The organism is Nitrosomonas sp. HPC101, from assembly GCF_009833125.1.
Lineage (GTDB): Bacteria > Pseudomonadota > Gammaproteobacteria > Burkholderiales > Nitrosomonadaceae > Nitrosomonas.
On sequence record NZ_QRCC01000002.1, the window covers coordinates 26,128 to 45,997 of the forward strand.

The 19,870-nt window shown below is 51.9% G+C and carries 19 protein-coding genes; 4 read left to right on the forward strand and 15 right to left on the reverse strand.

All coding sequences use genetic code 11. The features are described from left to right. Positions 1 to 2: 2 nt before the first annotated feature. Positions 3 to 1,013 (reverse strand): biotin synthase BioB, encoded by a 1,011-nt coding sequence (gene bioB, locus ABO04_RS01975; protein WP_160808953.1) that lies wholly within the window; start codon positions 1,011 to 1,013, stop codon positions 3 to 5. Positions 1,014 to 1,155: 142 nt separating this feature from the next. Between bioB and ABO04_RS01980 the strand changes: the two genes are divergently transcribed. From ABO04_RS01980 to ABO04_RS01990, 3 genes are all read left to right on the forward strand, one after another. Next, positions 1,156 to 1,848: a ComF family protein gene (locus ABO04_RS01980; protein WP_345852746.1), complete on the forward strand. Its 693-nt coding sequence runs from the start codon at positions 1,156 to 1,158 to the stop codon at positions 1,846 to 1,848. Positions 1,849 to 1,853: 5 nt separating this feature from the next. Beyond that, positions 1,854 to 2,363 carry a tRNA (uridine(34)/cytosine(34)/5-carboxymethylaminomethyluridine(34)-2'-O)-methyltransferase TrmL gene (gene trmL / locus ABO04_RS01985; RefSeq protein WP_160808955.1) on the forward strand — a complete coding sequence of 170 codons (510 nt, stop codon included), beginning with the start codon at positions 1,854 to 1,856 and terminating at the stop codon, positions 2,361 to 2,363. Positions 2,364 to 3,194: 831 nt separating this feature from the next. Further along, a complete protein-coding gene (locus tag ABO04_RS01990; RefSeq protein WP_160808956.1) occupies positions 3,195 to 4,205 on the forward strand; it encodes a fatty acid desaturase in 1,011 nt (336 codons plus the stop codon). Positions 4,206 to 4,472: 267 nt separating this feature from the next. Here ABO04_RS01990 and ABO04_RS01995 read toward each other — a convergent pair whose 3' ends face one another. The 14 genes from ABO04_RS01995 to gspG all read right to left on the reverse strand — a co-directional run bounded on the left by ABO04_RS01995 (position 4,473) and on the right by gspG (position 18,661). Further along, positions 4,473 to 6,395 carry an ATP-binding cassette domain-containing protein gene (locus tag ABO04_RS01995; RefSeq protein WP_160808957.1) on the reverse strand — a complete coding sequence of 641 codons (1,923 nt, stop codon included), beginning with the start codon at positions 6,393 to 6,395 and terminating at the stop codon, positions 4,473 to 4,475. 88 nt (positions 6,396 to 6,483) lie between these two features. Then, positions 6,484 to 6,804, reverse strand: coding sequence for a multidrug efflux SMR transporter (locus ABO04_RS02000; RefSeq protein ID WP_160808958.1), 321 nt, complete (start codon positions 6,802 to 6,804; stop codon positions 6,484 to 6,486). A gap of 183 nt (positions 6,805 to 6,987) precedes the next feature. Continuing rightward, the gene (locus ABO04_RS02005; RefSeq protein ID WP_160808959.1) at positions 6,988 to 8,697 is read right to left on the reverse strand and encodes a tetratricopeptide repeat protein; all 1,710 of its coding nucleotides are present in this window, start codon (positions 8,695 to 8,697) and stop codon (positions 6,988 to 6,990) included. Positions 8,698 to 8,950: 253 nt separating this feature from the next. Beyond that, positions 8,951 to 9,604 carry a type II secretion system protein gene (locus ABO04_RS02010; protein ID WP_160808960.1) on the reverse strand — a complete coding sequence of 218 codons (654 nt, stop codon included), beginning with the start codon at positions 9,602 to 9,604 and terminating at the stop codon, positions 8,951 to 8,953. Next, on the reverse strand, positions 9,598 to 10,011 hold the full coding sequence (locus ABO04_RS02015) for a type II secretion system protein (RefSeq protein ID WP_160808961.1): 414 nt from the start codon (positions 10,009 to 10,011) through the stop codon (positions 9,598 to 9,600). Before ABO04_RS02015 ends, ABO04_RS02010 begins: the two co-directional genes overlap by 7 nt. A gap of 6 nt (positions 10,012 to 10,017) precedes the next feature. Next, positions 10,018 to 10,542: a type II secretion system protein gene (locus ABO04_RS02020; protein WP_160808962.1), complete on the reverse strand. Its 525-nt coding sequence runs from the start codon at positions 10,540 to 10,542 to the stop codon at positions 10,018 to 10,020. Then, positions 10,539 to 12,833 carry a FecR domain-containing protein gene (locus ABO04_RS02025; RefSeq protein WP_160808963.1) on the reverse strand — a complete coding sequence of 765 codons (2,295 nt, stop codon included), beginning with the start codon at positions 12,831 to 12,833 and terminating at the stop codon, positions 10,539 to 10,541. The genes ABO04_RS02020 and ABO04_RS02025 overlap by 4 nt, the downstream gene beginning before the upstream one ends. A gap of 18 nt (positions 12,834 to 12,851) precedes the next feature. After that, positions 12,852 to 13,397 (reverse strand): hypothetical protein, encoded by a 546-nt coding sequence (locus ABO04_RS02030; RefSeq protein ID WP_160808964.1) that lies wholly within the window; start codon positions 13,395 to 13,397, stop codon positions 12,852 to 12,854. 39 nt (positions 13,398 to 13,436) lie between these two features. Beyond that, positions 13,437 to 13,994, reverse strand: coding sequence for a hypothetical protein (locus ABO04_RS02035; RefSeq protein WP_160808965.1), 558 nt, complete (start codon positions 13,992 to 13,994; stop codon positions 13,437 to 13,439). Beyond that, on the reverse strand, positions 13,976 to 14,512 hold the full coding sequence (locus ABO04_RS02040) for a PilN domain-containing protein (RefSeq protein WP_164504214.1): 537 nt from the start codon (positions 14,510 to 14,512) through the stop codon (positions 13,976 to 13,978). Before ABO04_RS02040 ends, ABO04_RS02035 begins: the two co-directional genes overlap by 19 nt. A gap of 18 nt (positions 14,513 to 14,530) precedes the next feature. Continuing rightward, complete coding sequence (locus ABO04_RS02045) at positions 14,531 to 15,349, reverse strand: hypothetical protein (protein ID WP_160808966.1); 819 nt, start codon at positions 15,347 to 15,349, stop codon at positions 14,531 to 14,533. Next, entirely contained in the window at positions 15,330 to 17,021 is a 1,692-nt protein-coding gene (locus tag ABO04_RS02050) for a GspE/PulE family protein (protein ID WP_160808967.1), read from the reverse strand. Before ABO04_RS02050 ends, ABO04_RS02045 begins: the two co-directional genes overlap by 20 nt. Further along, positions 17,021 to 18,205, reverse strand: coding sequence for a type II secretion system F family protein (locus ABO04_RS02055; RefSeq protein WP_160808968.1), 1,185 nt, complete (start codon positions 18,203 to 18,205; stop codon positions 17,021 to 17,023). Before ABO04_RS02055 ends, ABO04_RS02050 begins: the two co-directional genes overlap by 1 nt. An 18-nt stretch (positions 18,206 to 18,223) precedes the next feature. After that, positions 18,224 to 18,661: a type II secretion system major pseudopilin GspG gene (gene gspG, locus ABO04_RS02060; RefSeq protein ID WP_160808969.1), complete on the reverse strand. Its 438-nt coding sequence runs from the start codon at positions 18,659 to 18,661 to the stop codon at positions 18,224 to 18,226. Between the two features lie 364 nt (positions 18,662 to 19,025). Here gspG and dapF point away from each other — a divergent pair, with 364 nt between their 5' ends. Beyond that, positions 19,026 to 19,853, forward strand: a complete 828-nt coding sequence (gene dapF, locus ABO04_RS02065; RefSeq protein WP_160808970.1) for a diaminopimelate epimerase — start codon at positions 19,026 to 19,028, stop codon at positions 19,851 to 19,853. Positions 19,854 to 19,870: the final 17 nt, after the last annotated feature.

A 19,870-nucleotide genomic window follows, 5' to 3' on the forward strand; every position in this document is an offset into this window, starting at 1 on the left:
AACTAGAGCGCGTGCAACCCCAGTTTTTTGAGTAAAGCCGCATCCTGTTCCGTATCCGGATTACCGGTTGTCAACAATTTATCGCCATAAAAGATGGAATTGGCACCAGCTAGAAAACACAGCGCCTGAATGGCTTCCGGCATCTGCCGGCGGCCAGCTGATAATCTGACCTTTGCCTTGGGCATGGTGATACGGGCTGCCGCAATGGTGCGAACGAATTCAAACGGATCTAGCTCAGGAGTTCCATATAAGGGCGTACCTTCCACCTGCACCAGGTAATTGATCGGCACAGATTCCGGATAGGGATTAAGATTGGCCAGTTGCGCAATCAGTCCGGCACGAGCAGTGCGCGATTCGCCCATGCCGACAATGCCGCCACAGCAGACATTGATATTGGAACCGCGCACTTCCTCCAATGTATCCAGACGACTTTGATATTCGCGCGTGGTGATGATCTCGCCGTAAAATTCGGGCGACGTATCGAGATTGTGATTGTAGTAATCCAGCCCGGCTTCCTTGAGTTGAGCAGCCTGTCCGGGCTTCAGGATACCCAGCGTGGCACAGGTTTCCAGCCCCAGATCCTTAACCGCACTGATAAGCCCGGTCATATGTTCGATGTCACGCTGTTTGGGTCCCCGCCAGGCTGCCCCCATGCAGAAACGCGTCGCTCCGCTTTCTTTTGCTTTGGTTGCTGCCGCCACCACTTCCTCACGCGACAGAATCGACTGATTTTCCACCCCGGTATGATACCGCGCCGCCTGCGGACAATAGGCGCAGTCTTCGGAACATCCACCGGTTTTTACCGACAGCAGTGTAGATAGCTGCACACCGTTAGCATCGTGATACTGACGATGCACCGTTTGTGCCTGAAAAATCAAATCAGAAAATGGCAGATCCAGTAGCACTCCGATCTCTTTTACAGACCAGTGTGGCGATGATTCCTGCTGAATAGCTGCATCAGGGTGATGGTGTGTGCACTGTTTTTCAGAAATTAAACCGGTTCCGGATTCCATGATCATTCTCGGCAAGAGCCTGCTCCAAGTTATAATGAATAGCGGGCAATCATTACGGATACCCCTCCAATTGTCAATTTTTTATTCCCGTATTTTGAACAGAAGATTAAATTTTAAGCAATTATTCCAGCGCAAACACTGTGTGTTGTGCCTGACATCCAGCCATCAGGATATCTGCACCGCCTGCCTGCAGGATTTTCCCGGATTACTGCAGGAACACTGTCCTTCCTGTCTGCTCCCCATGCCTTCCTCACAGATTTGCGGAACCTGCCTGCGCAAACCACCCGCATGGAACCATATCCGGGCTGCCGTGCGTTATACCTATCCAGTCGATGCGCTGATACAGGCATTGAAATACCGTTCTGCTCTGCCACTGGCACCGATACTGGCTGATTTGCTGTTGACAGAACTTCAGAAAGATCCTTTACCTGATTATGTCATCCCGGTGCCACTCCACCCGGCCCGACTGCGGGAAAGAGGATTCAACCAGGCACTTGAAATCAGTCGCTATCTATGCAGGGAAACAGGCTGCAAACTATTGGCTACCGCCTGCGCACGTACACGCAGCACCCCTTCGCAGACTGAGATTCCATGGAAAAAGCGGAAACAGAATGTACGCAATGCATTTATCTGTACACAGGATTTTGCCGGAAAACAGGTCGCCATCGTGGATGATGTCATGACCAGCGGCGCCACCATGAACGAGCTGGCCAGGGTGATCCGCCGTCAGGGAGCAGATAGTGTGCACGCCTGGGTCATTGCCAGAGCATTCCCAGGAAAATCATCCGGAAATGCTGCAGCCTGGCCATCGCAATCATTTAGTCCAGCTAATTAACCTACATGCTGCAAGTCATCCTTCATCAGCCGGAAATCCCCCCGAATACCGGTAATATTATTCGTCTCTGTGCCAATACCGGCACACAGCTACATCTGATCAAACCACTGGGATTCAATTTGAGTGACCGGCAGCTGCGGCGTGCCGGGCTGGATTATCATGAATGGACACGCCTCACCGTCCATGAGGATCTGGTATCCTGCCTCAAGCTCATGAACAATCGGCGCATCTTTGCTGTTAGCACGCGGGCAACACACCATTATGACAAAACAGATTACAGGGACGATGACGTCTTCCTGTTCGGCTCCGAAACCCGGGGATTACCCGCCGAGGTGCTGGCAAATTTTTCACAGGATTGTCGTGTCCGCATCCCCATGATGCCCGCTTCCCGCAGCCTGAATCTTTCCAATGCGGTAGCAGTCATCGTTTACGAAGCCTGGCGACAAACCGGTTTTAGTGGCAGCATCCAGGAACACGTTTCGGCAGATTGCGGAAGTGGCTATCATCCAGTCTGATACGCTGCACAAGGCGCTGATCGGACGGATATGGAAACAGAGATGTAAATCGATCTGCCTGCCAGGAATGTAGCTGAATCGATGGAGGAACTGGCGATCACTTCTCATCCACGCAGTGCTTCCAAGGTATTGACATTCGATCTCGATCTATCACCGGAAGATACGGATCCAGCCAGTTAATTGCATAGCGGCCGGAGCGTCATTGGCTGTTCCTGCTGCTAAACGACGGCAAGCCAAATGATCTGGATCACTACGAAGGACGTTACGGTATCGTAAGACACCCGTCAGGCTGTGATCGAAGCCCGACGGCTGGGATTGAGCCTGTTTGGTATCACGATCGATCGTGATGCAAATTCCATATTTGTTCGGCCATGGACTACGCCATCATCAACCGGCCGGAACGGCTGATTGAAATTGTCCCGGCAGTTAACCGGCTGACTGCCGTCTGCATCCCAAATCACCCAGCGAAGTAATCAAACTCGCCACCCGCAAATACCACAGGCATAAAACAATCTGAAATGTTGCAGCTCCCTAAATTTGTAGTTTCAGGGTGGATGAGTCTGGCCAGAAAATGCGCGACGAGGCCCTACAGCTTGCGCAGAAGCTGAATTGGAACACACAGGTCGGCCAGACTCACCTGCTTCTATGTGCAAGCTGGTCGTTCATTGGAATTACAATGAGATTTACACATTTAATCTTAAACTTTTTCCGCAAGCACAGGAAAATGAAATACCATGGATTTACGACGAGAGTCTATTTCCTCAACTTTTCATCTTCTCATCTTTTTTGTAATCAACTTACGGGAGGAATTTCACCTCCAAGAGAGTACCCGTGCAGGCCAAAAGAACAAAAGAGCTACAAATATTCAGAGCCTTACATAAGCAAAATAAGTCCTCGCTTCTTTTCAATAGCCCTGCGGAATTAAAGCAGCTCTATCAGCACGATTGGGTACCCAACCTAAAACTTCCTCTTTTCTACGGGATTTGGATTGCACTGGGAATTATTGCCTGGAATTCAAGCTATTGGGCATTGACCTGGTTCTGCTACTTAGGAATGGGTTACATACAGATGGGAATTGTGACCTTTATGCACGACTGTACGCACAGCATTTTATTTAAAACCCGCTGGAAGAATCGGGCATTCGGAATTTTTGCGATGATCCCATTCATTATTTCATTTACTGCCTTTAAGGAAGATCATCTCATTCACCATAGACATAATCGCACACCGAAGGACCCGGATGCGTTCACGATGGGGAAGCGTGGAGTCGGCGATTTTATACTCTTTTATGCCTACGCAATCATCGGTGTATTCTTGACCGCGATTCAGTTTACATTGATTTTTCCGCTAAAGGTTTTGCGTGGGAAGAAAGCATTGATCCACTGGGGCGAGATAGCACTTCACATAATTGTAATGTGGGCCACATTCGAGTGGGCAGCTTCTCAAGGTGTTATAGATCAAGTATTTGCTGTGTGGTTCTGGCCACTTATTTTTTTTGGTTTTTTCAATAGTATGCGATTCATCGCTGAACATTATGGCTGTCCTTGGGATGCTGGGCCACTGGTAGGAACCAGGACGGTCATTAGCAACCAATTGCATTCATTTTTTTGGAATAATATCAATTATCACATTGGGCATCATGCCTACCCTGGCGTGCCTTGGTACAACCTGCAGAAATTACATACATTGTTGCTTCCTGAAATTGAGCGAGTCGGAGCACTGATTGATAAAAGTTATCTTGCAGTTTTTATTCATGCGCTCTGGCAGGGTCCCGAGACTGTGGCTACAACAAAACCCCGAAATTCGTATTCATCCGAGTCTTTTACTAAAAATAGTGATTAGCCTGTAATTAGAGCACCAAGAGAAATAACGACATCTTCTGAAACAGTCTGCCAACTTCCAGCGCAAAAAATTCCGACAAAATGCTGCTTTGAGATCAGGGCATAATACAAGTATCGCCAACCCAACTTGGGCATTAAGCTGTAATGTCATACCGTGGCAGTATGGCCAGACACAAAATCAATCGTAGACTGCAGGTGGTATTGACACCACTGATTCCGGAGTTCACATCATCGACTGTATCAACAGGTTCGCTTATATCAACATGAGTCAGTTGGCCGGGATGGTTTCCAAAGTCTCATGCAGTTCCAGCCAGCGCAGTTCCGCCTCTTCGATATGTTGCGCAAGCTCGGCCAGACGCTTATTCAGCATTGGCACCTCGTCAGCCTGCTGTCCTGTGTATAACGTGGGATCAGCCAAACGCACCTCGAGCTCACCCTTTTCTCTGTTCCACGCCGCCAAGCGTTTATCGATTTGCTCGATTTCCTTCATCAATGGTCGGCGTACCAGAATACGGGCCTGACGATCAGCCTTGCGTGTCGTCTTGTTGGCGGCCTGGTCAGGACAGGCTGCCGCAGCTGCGACTTCGGTACGGTGCGTGGTGAGCCAGTCGCGGTAATCATCGAGATCGCCATCGAAGGGCTGAATGCGGCCATCGTCCGCCAGCAGGAAGCAATCACAGGTGCTACGCAGCAGTGCGCGGTCGTGCGACACCAGCACCATCGCACCCTCGTAGTCCTGCAGCGCCAGTGTGAGTGCGTGGCGCATCTCAAGATCGAGGTGGTTAGTCGGTTCATCCAACAGCAGCAGGTTGGGTTTTTGCCAGATCAGCAGAGCCAGTGCCAGGCGTGACTTCTCGCCGCCGGAGAACGGGCCACAGGGTGTAATCGCCGGGGTAGAGGTGCCGCCCACACCGTCGCCGCGGAAGTCGAAGCCGCCAAGGTAGTCGCGCAACTCCTGCTCGCGCGCCTGTGGATCAAGGCGGATCATGTGCTGCAGCGCAGACTCGTCCGGGCGCAGCGTTTCCAGCTGGTGCTGGGCGAAGTAACCGGTGGCCAGGCCCTTACCCTCTAGGCGGCGGCCGCTGGTGAGCTGCAGCTCGTGGGCAAGCAGCTTGATCAGCGTGGATTTGCCGGCGCCATTGCGCCCGAGCAGCCCGATGCGCTCGCCCGGACGTAGCGTCAGCGTGATGTGTTCGAGCACCGTCTTGTCGCCATAACCCACCGCACCATCCTCGATTTGCAGTAAAGGGTCGGGAGCCGGTGGCGCATCACGGAAAGCGAAGCTGAAGGGCGTGTCGACGTGCGCTGCGGCGATACGTTCCATGCGCTCGAGTGCCTTAATCCGGCTTTGTGCTTGGCGGGCCTTGGTGGCCTTGGCGCGGAAGCGACGGATATAGTCTTCCATATGTGCGATATTGCGCTGCTGTTTCTCGAACAGCGCCTGTTGCTGCTGCAGACGCTCGCCGCGCTGGCGCTCAAAGTCAGAATAGCCGCCGGTATAGAGGGTAAGCTTCTGCTGCTCGATATGGGTGATGTGGGTGACGCACGCATCAAGAAACTCGCGGTCGTGCGAGATCAGCAGCAGCGTGCCACGGTAGCCGCGCAACCAGGCCTCAAGCCAGATCACTGCATCGAGGTCGAGGTGGTTGGTTGGTTCATCCAGCAGTAACAGATCGGAGCGACACATCAGCGCCTGCGCAAGGTTCAGGCGCATGCGCCAGCCCCCGGAGAAATCTGCAACCGGGCGTTCGATATCGGATTGTAAAAAACCCAGCCCAGCAAGCAGCGAAGCGGCACGCGAACGTGCTGCATAGCCATCAATCTCGTGCAGGCGGGCATGGAGTTCACCAATATGGGCACCGTTGTGCGCATCGTCGCCGATACGCTCTGCCGCAGCCAGATCTGCTTCGATACGACGCAACTCGGCATCACCATCGAGCACATACTCGATCGCCGACTGTGCCAGGCCCGGCGTTTCCTGTGCAACGTGGGCGATCACCCAGGCGGGCGGCATATCCAGGTCACCCTGGTCAGGGTGCAGCTGATCGCGCAGCATAGCGAACAAGCTGGATTTTCCGCTGCCATTGGCGCCGGTCAGCCCGACTTTCCAGCCTGAATGGATTTGCAGCGTGGCACTCTCGATAAGCACCTTGGCGCCGCGCACTAAGCGCAAATTCCGAAGACTGATCACAAACGTAATATAACGCCCACCGAGTGGCCGCGAATTGAATTAAAGACGCTATTCTACGCGAGAGGATTCAGGAATTATCAGAGCTTCCCTAGCTGTGTGTCAGTTTAAGAGTGGCGACACCTGCCACAATTAACGCCACACCCAAATACCGACCCAAGCTGTTTGGATCACCATAGAAAAGAACACCAACAATAAAGGTACCGGCAGCACCAATCCCTGTCCATATGGCGTAGGAAGTACCAATCGGAATTTCCTTCTGGGCAAGCCACAGAAAGAAGCCGCTAATTGCCATGAACGTAACCGCAACCACGATACCGATACCCCTTGTTTCGGTTTGCTGAGCCAGCTTTAAGCCAACAGGCCAGCCAATTTCAAATGCACCAGCAAGAAGCAGATAGATCCAAGCCATAGATTTGTATCCTTCGATGTAATTGAAACGGCTGACGCTAAGGGAACCTCTGATCAATACAATCTAAGTTTTAAACGAGGCGAGCGCACTCAAATACGCAGTGCAATTCTGATTAACAGGTTACCGAAAAATTACGACTGTACTCGTTATCAGCATTGTATGCTGATTATTTTATCTGCTTTCTTAACGTCCGGTTAACCGCTTGATTGTATCCAGCAGTAACTCGTTTTCGGGATGCTCTTCCAGTGCCGATTGCCATATTTTTTTGGCATCTTCCTTTGCACCGTTCATCCAGAGCAGTTCGCCATAATGTGCTGCAATTTCAGGATCGGAGCGTTCATCGAAGGCAAGCTTCAGATAATTGATCCCTTTTTTCAGATCACCCATGCGGTAATACACCCAGCCCAGACTGTCCAGGATGTAAGGATCTTCCGGAGACAGTGCAATGGCTTTCTGGATCAATGCCAATGCTTCCGGCAGCTGCAAGCCACGCTCAGCCAGGCTGTAGCCCAATGCATTATAGGCATGAGCGTTATCCGGCCTTAACTCGATCAATTTGCGCAAATCCCGTTCCAGCACATCCAGTTTGCCGATCTTGTCGGCCATCAATGCCCGGTCATACAGCAGTTCGACCTGTTGCGGATGATTTTCGAGATAGGTATCCAGCAAATCATACGCTCCCCGGAAATCATTATTATTTCTCAGCAGTTGTGCCTCGGCGATGAGCAGTTGTACCCGCTGCGGCTCATTCAAAATCTGAACCGTATTCAGATAGCGCCTGGCAGCTGCCAGGCCATCCCGTTTTGCTAGTAAAACAGCATAGCGCACATGAGCCGGAATATAACGATCTCCACCTGCCACGTTCCGGTAGGCATCCATTGCCTCCGCATCACGCTGCGCGATCTCATAGAGACGCCCAAGATTGAAATGAATCGTATTGGCATCTTCAAATCCCAGTTGCAGGGCACGTTTGAAATACTTCTCGGCATTCTCCAGATCGTCCAGCTCGGCAGACAAAAGGCCGATTGCCAGTGCGATATCCGGATTGGATGGATTGGCCTGCTCCAGTTGTTGAAACTGCTCACGCCCCTGATCAAATTCCTTTTCTTCCATTAGCATGCGAATATAGGCAATCCGGATATCATTCGCCCTGGGAAAGCTGTCGAGATACTGACTATAAAAAGACAAAGCTGCGCTTTTATCGATTTTCTGCAGAATCTGCCCTTGATGCACCGCCGCCATTTCCCATCCTGGTCGTAACAGAAGCGCCTGATTCATCGCCCTTGATGCAGCTTTGAATTCGTCAGCAGCCCAGGCCGCCTGTGAGATCGCAAAATGCGCTTCCGGCAGATCAGGATAGGGTGCTGCAAGCCGCTGCACCAGCTTCAGCACGCCTTTCTTGTCTGGATTGTGCGATAGAAGCTTGTTGATCTGCATGAACGCTTTATCAACAGTTTCCGGTTCAAGCACAAGCAATCGTTCAATATGGGGGCGCACTTTATCCAGCTCCCCGGTTGCCACAAACAGTGCTACCGCCGCCTGATGCGCCTGTATGGAATCAGGTTCCAGCGCCGCCCATAAATCAATAGCTTCCCGTGCATCATCGAAACGGCGCGCCCGCAGCGCGATATCAGTTGCATGCTCTGCGATCCCCGGGTCACGGGTTTCCCTTGCCATTCGAATAAAACTTTCCACAGCAACGTCTGGCTGATTCCGCTGCAAAGCAATTTCTCCCTGCAGAAAATCAAAAAGCAGGTCGGCAGTCAGTCCGGTAGCGGGTGTTGTACTGCCGGCTACGGAATCTTCCACAATGTTATTGCCTGCTCTGGGAAGTTGGGTGCATCCCACCATGTTCAACAACACTGCCAACAATATCGTCACAATAACATTCATCTCATCTCAGCCTTCGGCAACCATTTATCTATCCAAGACCTGCAAACAACAAGCCTGGTTCTTGTAATTACGGCATATTCAGCCGCTTTCAATCTTATTCATTCAAAAAACCATCATTAATGAACCTCTGATTAAATCCCACATGACCGCACACCGTGTTTTGCGGATGGAATGCGAGACGAATGAAGCAGTGCACGGTGGCCCCTTCACAACAAACTCAACGCCGCAGTTCATCTGCAAAACCAGAGACTCCTTAATCAATCGATTGATCCGCAGAATCTTGCGGGGGCGGAAAAGGGCTTACATCCGGGGAAGATTGATTCTGCGTAAGCGGATCCGATGAAACATCCTGGGATTCCAGCATCATGCCATTTCCCCCGGGCATACTTTTCTGACCATCCGTCCGCTGTGTTCCCTTCTTTCCTGCACCACTGGCAGCCAGAGTGAATTTCCAGTCCTGGTAACTCTCGGCATTTTCAAACGCAGCATAATCTGCCGGAAAGGTGGCGCGCTTGATCGGCACACCCGTCGAAAGACTATAAATACCAATGATGCCACCGTCTTCCTGCCTGATCAGTCCCCAGTCACGGCTGTTAGTCATCGGATCACGGTAAATTTTTCTGAGATGTCGTTTGACAACCGGGAAACGCTCATCCTTAAGTAATTGCGCCAGCGATTCCGGGTAGTTTCCCGCACCACCTCCGGTTGTCTGGGAAACATTGTAATAGGATTCGATCGCCCGCTTGAACTGATCCCCTACAAACAGCAATTCCTGCTCCTTTCCCCGTTTGGCTTCTGTTTGCCAGACCAGTCCGGATGCAGCCAGCATCACGCCTGCCAGCATAACAGCAAACAACATCCAGATATAAATATATCCCTGCGCTTTTGCGAATTGTTTTATCACCATTTTTCATAAAATGTCCCATCCAGCGCCTGCCGGTCGGAAGTAGTATGTATATCAAACACCCCCTCCATTTCCGGATCGGGAGGTGGAATTTCCACCCAGACATCTTCCTCGGTTACCGGATCAACCGGTATCGCACGAATGTAGCGATCCTCGACCAGCTGCTGCAGACCGACAGGATATTTGCCGGTATCAGCATAATATTTATCAATAGCATCCCGCAATATACCAAGATTCTGCTTGAGTACAGTTTCCTTCGCCCGATCAACTGAATTGAAGTAGCGGGGCGATACAATGGTAAGTAAGATGGCGATGATAACCATCACCACCAGCAGTTCAATCAGCGTGAAACCCTGTTCACGCTGATCACTACCGGGTTGCCTTAACCGGTTTAAAAATGATCTGAACACTACGCTTTACCACTGGTTGTAAGGAATTCCGTTCAATCCTACCTTTTCCGACAGGGAATAAACATCATACACATCATCCCCGTCTTCCGGATTGTCGGGCGGGCTGGCGTAACTGCGCTTGCCCCAGGTTTCGGCGGCGGTTACCTCAATATCCGGGAACATCGGATCACGTGGCAAACGGCGCATAAAGAAGATTTTTTTCTTGTCCGGGTCCCGTACATCATCCATCCCTGTGGCAAGATCTTCCAGTGCGCGGGGATAGCCGGTTTCATCGGCCTTTTTTTCGATACGCCCCTCATCGGCTGCCTGCTTGTAGGTATCGATCGCCGTGCGGATCTGGCGCAGTGCCGTACGCAGTGCCTGCTCCTTTTCCCGCTTGACAACCATTTCACCCAGCGGCATCGCTGCAGAAGCCAAAATTCCCATGACCGCCACCACGACCATCAGTTCAATCAGCGTAAAACCCTGACATGTCTGAAAATGACGGTTCCCCGGGAATATTTGCCTGGCCACCTTCAAAGTATGCTTCATTGAATCTGGATAGTTGCTGCCGGGGGCACCTCTGTTTCAATTGGCTGATCCATCTCATCGTGTACCCGCAGATTCTGTAATGCAATCTCGGTTGTAGCCGGATTTGCGCTGATTGCCTTGAAACGCAGCACTGCTGTCATGCCGGTAGGTTGATCCCGTCCAAACTGCAGAATGCGCATTCCAGATTTCTCCCCACCATCCATCAGCTCCAGCGCTTCCGGATCATAAATCAGGTTCAATTCGCCGGACAGAACGGGATCCTGCGTCACCAGCCTGACAGTGGCAGTAAATTCTCGCCCCGTTGCCACACTTTCCGGTGCACGCAACGTCAGTGAGGGAAAATCTTCTCTTGCCTGTCCAATTGCTTCTTCAAACAAATCGGGTGTCGCCCCGGATAACCCGGCAGACTGTGCTGTCCGGTCAAAAGGTGTATAGCCTCTGACTGGTGCACTGTTCGAGGATTCCATCGCCAGTGAGTGTGGTGCTGTTTTCCGGATCATGACAGGCAGTTTCCCGGCAGCACTGGCTGTACCGGAATAAAATTCGCTTTCGAAGTGGTTGGGCTGTATGACATTGCGAATGATGTGCGGTGTAATCAGCAAAATGATTTCAGTTTTATTATGTTTTCTAACCTGCTTGGAGAAAATATCACCCAATACCGGTATATCGGTCAATCCGGCAATCCCCGATTTCACCCTGCTCAGATCATCCTGAATCAGTCCGGCCAGCACCTGCGTTTCTCCATCCCGCAGCTCCAGCACTGTTTCTGCCGTACGTGTGCCGATGACAATGGCTGTGGCTGCATTTTCTCCGCCCCCTGATCTTTTTTCACCGAGATTGCTGCTGACTTCCAGCAATGCCTTCAATGTGACCTCGTTGTTGGTTCTGACCACCGGCTCGACTTCAAATTTCAACCCGACGTCGATATAAGTTGCTGAAGCAGCCGATCCAACATTAGCGGTATTGGTAACCGTAAACACTGGCTCCTTGTTACCGATATGGATTTTTGCCTTCTCTCGGCTTTTGACACGAATACGGGGGTTAGCCAGGACATCCGCATTGGTCAGGGTTTTGCCGAAATCGATTCTGGCCTGATTGCTGATGGTGAAACTCCGCAACCCTTCAAATCCTGCATTCTTGATCATGCTCATTTTAACCACGGAATCCGCCGCTACCTGGGCAGGTGCACCCACGCCGGGCACGGCACTGAATGTCAGCGAAGTCGGCATATCCGGCCCCAGATCAAGCGTGCTGTCTCGCTTCACCTCCAACACCACCACATCCAGCATCACTTCCGGATCGGGAAAATCATTAATGGCAACCAGACGTTCCACCAGCCGGATCATTTCCAGCGTATCCCGTATCACAAACAAATTCAGTTTCTCGTTGACATAGATGTCACGTGCCTTGACCAGTCCGCGGATCATCGCCACCATTTGTTTGACATCCGTGTTGGCGATATGAAAGCTGCGCACCACCAGCTCCTGATAATCCTTTTGTTTGGCCGGTGTATCCGGATAAATCAGCAGCGTATTGCTGTTGAGCACCTTGTAGGCAAGCTGATTCGTCAGCAGCAACAGTTTCAGCACGTCTTCAATCGAATTTTCACGGACGAAGATCGAAGTCGTCGCTTCCTGCCGCACAGTATGATCAAATACGAAATTGATACCGGCGGTACGCGAAATCAGCTCAAACATGGTTTTCAGCGAAGCATCGCGAAACTCCATGGTAATCGGCCTGTTGAATTCTGAAATCAGGGAGAGCTCGGACATCTCGGCTCGTGCAATCCGTTCACTGAGCGCCTTGATCAGCTGTCTTGCTTCAGATTGCATCGGATTATCAGCCAGTACCCTTCTTACGATTTTTTCCGCCTCATCCACATCATCATACGCAAGTGCCTCTTTTGCCTGGTTGACCAGAACGATATGGCGGCGCTCCAGATCAACTGCATCCAACCCTTCCCGGGCACGTTCACTATTGGCTCGGATGTTCAGTACACGCTGGTAATTCTGCTCGGCCTGGTCTAGATTGCCAGCCAGCCGGGCGTTATCCGCTTCGAACAGAATCTGGCCAATGATAGTGTCACGTTCTCTGGCCAGCGTCGCACCAATTTCTCTGCTGTCCGGTTCTTCGCGGGCAGCCTGTTCCAGCTTGCTCAATCCCTCTTCCAGCCGGCCTTCTGCAATCAGCTGCTTCCCTTCCAGAAAAGAGGGATTGCGTGTCATCTGTGTCGCACAACCGGTGATCAACGTGAACAGCAGCAACACGAAAAAAATTTTCTCTTTGTTCATGAATCTTTATGAATAGCGCTAGTTGATAAGCAGTGTTTGCCTGATTCCCAGTGGAAGGTAAGTCAGCTCAACTGCATCTTCCCGGATCCGGTCAACACGGTACTGCCCGCTAATACGGGCGCCGACGGCAACAACATGGTTTTCGTCTCCCCAGGCCAGAAATATTCTGGTTTTTCCATCCGCGCTGACTTTACCGAGATATTCAAATGGCAACGGTGGCAGTTCGGGAGCAGGAGGACGCTGCATCACAGGCTGGCGTGGCAGAAAAGCAGAGGAAGCAGAGGATTGCGGACGCTGCATCGTCAGTTTCGGCTCCCAGGACGTGACCGGAAAAATATCATCCGCTTCAGTACTGAATTTTCGTTTGCCCAGCTGATCAATCGGCAGTACCTCACGAGGTTGTCCAGTTGTCCGGCTGCTGCCGGCAAATCCGGCAGACGTCAGCACCGGCTGCACAACAGCATCTTCATACGTCTCATCCTCCTCATCCAGCAACAAGGCTGCCAGTACCGTAGCCGCCAATGCACCCCAGATAATCCGTTTGCGCCAGCTGTCCCTGGTCATGTGCAGTTTCCCGGAAACCAACAGTAAATAGCAAAACAGTCAGTAATCATTCAGATAAAGATGTAGTGTCAATCGTGCATCCAGCCGGCTGGACAGTGTGGATTCACGCCGGATAACGACATCAGCCAGCGCCAGTGACGGTACAGACTGCAACGCACCCGCAATGAATGCGCGAATGTGGGGATAGGTCCCGCGCAACGGTAGCTGAATTTCATAACGTGTTAATTTTGAGTCTTTTTCCATCATCAACCGGTAATCGCTGCTGTTCAACTCCACGCCACTCTCTTTGGCGATCCGGTCAAGTTCACTGATCCAGTAAGGAGAGGAATCATTGCGCGGCAGAAAATCATAAAAAACCTGCAACGCCTGGTTATTATTCAGCCTGGTCTGCCCGACAGCAGCATCAGGCTGAACCTGCTGCATGGTTTCCACTTTGTTTTCTAATGCTTCCAGAGCCTGTTTTCGGGGCATAACCGCCGCTATAAAAAACACCAGCGCCAACATGAGCAATCCCGCTCCTGCCCGGCCGACAGTCCCCAGACAAGCAATCTGCCAGCGCGCTCTGACCAGCCAGTTTCCTAAAGCGATTCGTGCCATGTTGCAACAACTGAAAAAACAATGGGATGGCGTGGATGATCCTGCCGGGTTTTATAACTGGCCAAATGCACATTTTTCAGTACCGGCCCCAGTTCGAGTGCCTGGACATACTCCACCAGAGCGCCAAGATCTCGCGCTTCACCCGTAATACGAATGGTCTGACCGGACACACTGGGCTGCAGTGACAGCAGTGCAATCTGCTCGCTGGCGGCCAGTTCCAGCGCATCGAACAACGCTTCCCAGGGCAGATTGAGCTGACGCAGAATATCATCCGCCCGTTTGAATTCCTGCTGCGTGGCTTTATTGATACGCACTATCGGCGTTCGGGGTTGTCTGTCATGTTTCTGCTGCTGAACGATGCGTGCCTCGCGTACTTCCCAGTACGTGATTTTTGACATGGTCTGCTTGAGCGTATATATCACTGTAAGCGCCACCACCACTCCCAGAAACAACAGCAGATAATCCACCAGTGGCATCTGCTGCCTGCGGTAGGGAAAATTCAGTTTCAGACTACGCATGATCCTGACTGCTATCCACTATTTCTGTTGCCGGGGAAAATACGAAGGCGCGAGATATTTCTCATCCGACAGATGTACGAACTGCCAACGGAGAGCATGCATTGGTAACCGTCTGGTTGATTCCGGAGCAAACACATACACTCGCTCCACCGACTGATCCGGACTGAGAATGATCGACTCCTGTTCCAGAGCTGTCAGCAGTTCTTCCTGCAGATTCTGCACAACTCTCTGGTTGCGTGCGCAACGCCAGACACCCTCGGACAATACAACCAGACAGAATCGTCCTGTTTCCACCAGCACAAACCACATCAGCCTTGCGGTCAGCTGTTTTGCCCAGTGATCCAGCGCCGCAGCCAGATAAGGTTCGATACCCGCCAGCCGGGTTCCACAACGATTTGCAAGTGATTCCAGTTCCGATTGCAAATCACGCGCAATGGCTGCGCACAGCGCCCCGCTATAAGGATCCCAGGTACTCAGGCTAAGCTCCCACTCATCGATACGTTCACCATAAATTTCGCGCATCTGAAAACCCGCATAAGCTATCAGTTCATCCGGGTTCGCCAGGGAAGGTTGCGGTGCAATAACACCATAACGAACGAAGTGATTCGATAGTGTGATATACAACTCGCCACTCCGTCTGAAACTGTCATCTACCTGTTTGAGCATCTGCTCCAGCAACTGCAGAGACGCTTTCCACTGCCTTGAATCATTTTCCCGAACACATACACCTGATTGGCTGAACTGCTGCACAGGCCTGATGCCGCGTGCAGTCCCCGTCAGATTGACCCGATCCGGCGCCAGAAAAACCTGCATCTGATTACGCCACAACAGTGACACGATTGGCCTCCTGTAAGCTGGTCTGTCCGGTTTTAACCCTATCCAGCACGGCCTCACGCAAAAAACGAGTGCCATTGAGCCGGGCTGCCTCCTTGATGCGACGAATCGGCGCCTGCGCAATAATCAACTCACGGATTTCATCATTCAACAGCAGGATTTCGGCAATAGCGCCGCGTCCGCGATAGCCACTGCCCCGGCAATGACCACACCCTTTGGCTGAGTGAAAATCAAACTGCCCTGTCTGTTCCGGGAGAATCCCCGAATCCGCGATCATCTGCTGATCCGGTCGTTCTGCAACCTTGCAGTTCGGACATAACAAGCGTACCAGTCGCTGCGCCACGATGCCGTTCAATGCCGAAACAAAGCTGTAAGGGTCAACCCCCATGTGGGCAAACCGGCCAATCACGTCAAACACGTTGTTTGCATGCACTGTAGTAAACACCAAATGCCCTGTCAGCGCTGCCTGAATGGCAATCTGTGCCGTTTCGGCATCCCGGATTTCACCCACCATGATCTTGTCAGGATCGTGCCGCAGAATCGAACGCAATCCGCGGGCAAAAGTCAGCCCCTTTTTCTCGTTGACCGGTATCTGCAACACACCAGACAACTGATATTCGATTGGATCCTCAATCGTAATGATTTTGTCATTGCCGTGATTGACTTCTGAAATAGCGGCATACAGCGAAGTCGTCTTGCCGCTGCCGGTCGGCCCGGTCACCAGCAGCATGCCGTACGGTTCGGAACTGAGGCGACGTATACTAGCAATGGCAGCTGCGTTGAATCCCAGCTGGTTCAGCGTCAGTCCTTCAACATGGTCAGTCAGTGCCTGACGATCCAATATCCGCAACACGGCATCTTCACCAAAAATACTGGGCATGACCGATACCCGGAAATCGATTTCCCTGCCCTGAATGGACACCTTGAAACGACCATCCTGCGGAATGCGGCGCTCGGCAATATCCAGATCCGACATGACCTTGATCCGGGAAATCACCTGCTCAGCCAGATTTACCCCCTGCATAATACCCACGCTGGTCAATACACCATCGATCCGGTATTTGATGGACAATGCACCCGGCGTGGTCTCCAGATGAATGTCGCTTGCCTGTGATTTATGCGCATCGTACAGAGTGGAGTGCACCAGGCGCACCACCTGACTGGTACCTTCGTGAATCGTTTTAAGTGATAACTCCTCGATACCGCTCTGGGTCAGATTCTCCTGAGCAGCAGACAGCACATTGTCCATCGCACGCATGGTCTGTTCCTGCTGCACGAAAAAGGCGGCCAGATCAGCCGGATGCACCAGATGCCACAATGCACCCACCGGCACGTATTCCTCCACCCAGTCACGCAGACCCGGCCGGAAAGGATCCCCTACCGCCAGCAGATACGACTGATCCTCCTTCTGCAGCAACATACATTCACGTTTGGCAGCCAGTGCAAAAGGCAATCTGTCAAAGGCCGGATACAGTGCATGCAAGTCATCCATGACCAGTACCGGCATGCGCAGCACTTCCCCCAGTACAGCTACCAGTTCATCCGGCGTGCCCTGATACGTTTCTTCCAGTACTCTGATCAGTGAAGTGCTGCGAGCGATGGCCTGTTCACACGCCTGACTGAGCATCGCCGCATCGATCACCGGTTTATCGGGCGAGACAACGTTGATCTGCATCAGTTGATGCTCCCCGCCAGCTCAAAAATCGGCAGGTACATAAGAATGATAATGCCGCCGATGACGGTTCCGATCACCGCCATCAATAATGGCTCGATCAGTTTGGTCATCCACTCGACCCAACGACCGATCTCCTCATCGTGAAAATTACCGATGCGCTCCATCATGTCGCCCATCATGCCGGTACGCTCTCCTACGCGCAGCATGCGGCTGCCCACTGCAGTGGTCAGCCCCGCACTCTGCATTGCGCTGGAAATTGCCTTGCCTTCACGGATGAGTGCAGCCGCTGTTTTCACCCGCGGACGAAAATGCGGCTGCAACAGATCACTGACCATTTCCAGTGCTTGTGTTACAGGAATCCCGCCGCGCAGCAGCATCCCCAGCGTTTTATAGAAACGGGCAAGCTGATAGACCCGCATCCGCTCACCGATTGCCGGAATACGCCAGACTGCCTGCAAAAGGTGCGCACGAACCCGCTGCTGTGAAAGTGTATAAAACACCGCTGCCAGAAAAAGCGCTGCCGTCCCTGCCAGCACCCAGCCACTTTTTTGTACCAGATGCCCCCATTCGATCAGCAGCATGGACATCCAGGGCAGATCCGTATCCATATCTTCATAAATGGCACTGAATTTGGGAACAACAAACACCAGTAGAAAGAGGGCTACCAAGCCCCCTAACACCAGTAGCAGAGCCGGATAGATGGATGCGCCCACCAGCTTTTTACGTACCAGATCCATTTGTGACTGATAGATGAGATAACGCGACAGCGCCTCGCCCAGATCGCCCGTCTGTTCGCTGGCACGAATGGTGGCGACATACAGAGGCGGAAATACCTGTGGATAGAATTCCAGTGCACGCGAAAATGTTACTCCTTCACGCAGGCGCGCCAGTATCTGCTGCAGTAATTCACGTACCGTACTGTCCTCTTCTTTTTCGACCAGGGTTTCAATCCCTTCCACCAGACTCAGACCGGCTGTCAGTAAGGCAAGCAGTTCCTGGGAAAAATTGGACAACGGAAAAGAGGAGCGCGATCGGGGCAACAGGCTTGAAAAATTCCGCCGGATATTCAATACCACCCCACCCTGAGCACTGATCCGGTTACGCACCTCAGCCTCACTGGCCGCTTCGAGTTCGAGCAGCACAGTACCTTTTCCGGCCAGCAAAGCTCTTACCGTATAACGCATCAGCAATATCGAATACTATTACCAGTTGGTGATATCCGCATCCTCACCACTTCCTCCGGGCTGGCCATCCTTGCCGAACGAGAACAAATCGAAATCGTTCTGCGCACCCGGGTATTTATACTGATAGGGCCTGCCCCACGGATCGGCCGGCAGACGCTTACTCAAATAAGGCCCCTGCCACCTCGGCTCATTGGCAGGAGCAGTGAGTAGCGCATTCAATCCCTGCTCGGTTGTAGGATAAGTACCCACATCCAGCCGATACTGATGTAGCGCCTTCTCTAAAGAATCAATCTGCGCCTGCGCCATTTTGACTTCGGATTTTCCCACCTGAGAGAAATACTTGGGTCCGACATAAGCCGCCAGCAAACCAATGATGACCATGACGACCAATAATTCAAGCAAGGTGAACCCGCGTTCACAAACCATACACGACCGGATGTTTGACGCATACTTCATATTCAGGTGATCCTTGAATTTAGATTTTTCCGGAAATCTTCCAGGAAGAAGGCAGATGGGTAAAAGGAACATGATCAGAAACCGGGAATATCGGAAAATTGCACAGGATTGTCGTTATAAAACCGAAAGTTGCATCATACAGTACGATGAACAGTATCATGTTCCTTCACAATCATTCTCATCTCGCATTGACAACGACCGTGAGTAGAAATGTCCCTCATTACCACAGCCAGGTTCTGACATATTCCCGGCTCAATATAGTAGAGTTGCGTTCCATCCCGGTCAAGCGGGAAAATATGACATTAAGAAGTCTCTAATTCCAGGATATGCGCGCACATCCTGACCAACCTGAAAGATTCTACAGATGAAATTGAAGTTTACGAAGATGCATGGATTGGGGAATGATTTCATCGTGATCGACGCAATTAACCAGGCTGTTTCCCTTGATCCTGCCACGATCCGCCGATTGGCGGATCGTCATTTCGGTATCGGATTTGATCAATTGCTGGTGGTGGAACAGCCCGGGAAAGGGGGAGATTTTCGTTATCGTATCTTCAATGCCGATGGCGGAGAAGTGGAACAATGCGGTAATGGCGCCCGCTGCTTCGCCCGCTTCGTGCGCGATCATGCTCTGACCCGTAAAAACACCATTCGTGTTGAAACTGCATGCGGCATCATCACGCCAACCATTGAGGATAACAGCGAAGTCACCGTCAATATGGGCGTTCCCCGTTTTGAACCAGCTGAAATTCCTTTTAAAGCAGTACAGCGTGCGCCTGTTTACCCGTTGCGGATCGGTGATAAAACCATTGAAATCTCTGTTGTCTCCCTGGGCAACCCGCATGCCGTACAAATTGTGCCAGATATCGATCAGGCGCCGGTCACAACCGAAGGCCCGGCCATTGAATCCCATCCGCTGTTCCCTGACAGGGTCAACGCCGGCTATATGCAGATCATCGATCGCACCCATATCCGACTGCGCGTGTTCGAGCGTGGTGCCGGCGAAACACTGGCATGCGGCACCGGTGCCTGCGCGGCAGCCGTCAGTGGCATCGCACGTGGGTTGCTGGATTCCGAAGTACAGGTCACCATGCGCGGTGGCAACCTCCAGATTCGCTGGGAGGGAAAAGATCAACCGGTCTGGATGACCGGACCGGCTATCGCTGTATTTGAAGGTACGATTGATTTGTAAACACCCATTCGTTCTAT

Excerpts from the sequence above, each read along its gene's own strand:
- ABO04_RS02020 (WP_160808962.1), bottom strand. The coding sequence starts at position 10,542 with ATGAAGCATACTTTGAAGGTGGCCAGGCAAATATTCCCGGGGAACCGT.
- ABO04_RS02035 (WP_160808965.1), bottom strand. The coding sequence starts at position 13,994 with ATGGCACGAATCGCTTTAGGAAACTGGCTGGTCAGAGCGCGCTGGCAG.
- gspG (WP_160808969.1), bottom strand. The coding sequence starts at position 18,661 with ATGAAGTATGCGTCAAACATCCGGTCGTGTATGGTTTGTGAACGCGGG.
- ABO04_RS02050 (WP_160808967.1), bottom strand. The coding sequence starts at position 17,021 with ATGCAGATCAACGTTGTCTCGCCCGATAAACCGGTGATCGATGCGGCG.
- ABO04_RS02000 (WP_160808958.1), bottom strand. The coding sequence starts at position 6,804 with ATGGCTTGGATCTATCTGCTTCTTGCTGGTGCATTTGAAATTGGCTGG.
- ABO04_RS02055 (WP_160808968.1), bottom strand. The coding sequence starts at position 18,205 with ATGCGTTATACGGTAAGAGCTTTGCTGGCCGGAAAAGGTACTGTGCTG.
- ABO04_RS02005 (WP_160808959.1), bottom strand. The coding sequence starts at position 8,697 with ATGAATGTTATTGTGACGATATTGTTGGCAGTGTTGTTGAACATGGTG.
- ABO04_RS02025 (WP_160808963.1), bottom strand. The coding sequence starts at position 12,833 with ATGAACAAAGAGAAAATTTTTTTCGTGTTGCTGCTGTTCACGTTGATC.
- ABO04_RS02040 (WP_164504214.1), bottom strand. The coding sequence starts at position 14,512 with ATGCGTAGTCTGAAACTGAATTTTCCCTACCGCAGGCAGCAGATGCCA.
- trmL (WP_160808955.1), top strand. The coding sequence starts at position 1,854 with ATGCTGCAAGTCATCCTTCATCAGCCGGAAATCCCCCCGAATACCGGT.
- ABO04_RS02030 (WP_160808964.1), bottom strand. The coding sequence starts at position 13,397 with ATGACCAGGGACAGCTGGCGCAAACGGATTATCTGGGGTGCATTGGCG.
- ABO04_RS02010 (WP_160808960.1), bottom strand. The coding sequence starts at position 9,604 with ATGGTGATAAAACAATTCGCAAAAGCGCAGGGATATATTTATATCTGG.
- bioB (WP_160808953.1), bottom strand. The coding sequence starts at position 1,013 with ATGGAATCCGGAACCGGTTTAATTTCTGAAAAACAGTGCACACACCAT.
- dapF (WP_160808970.1), top strand. The coding sequence starts at position 19,026 with ATGAAATTGAAGTTTACGAAGATGCATGGATTGGGGAATGATTTCATC.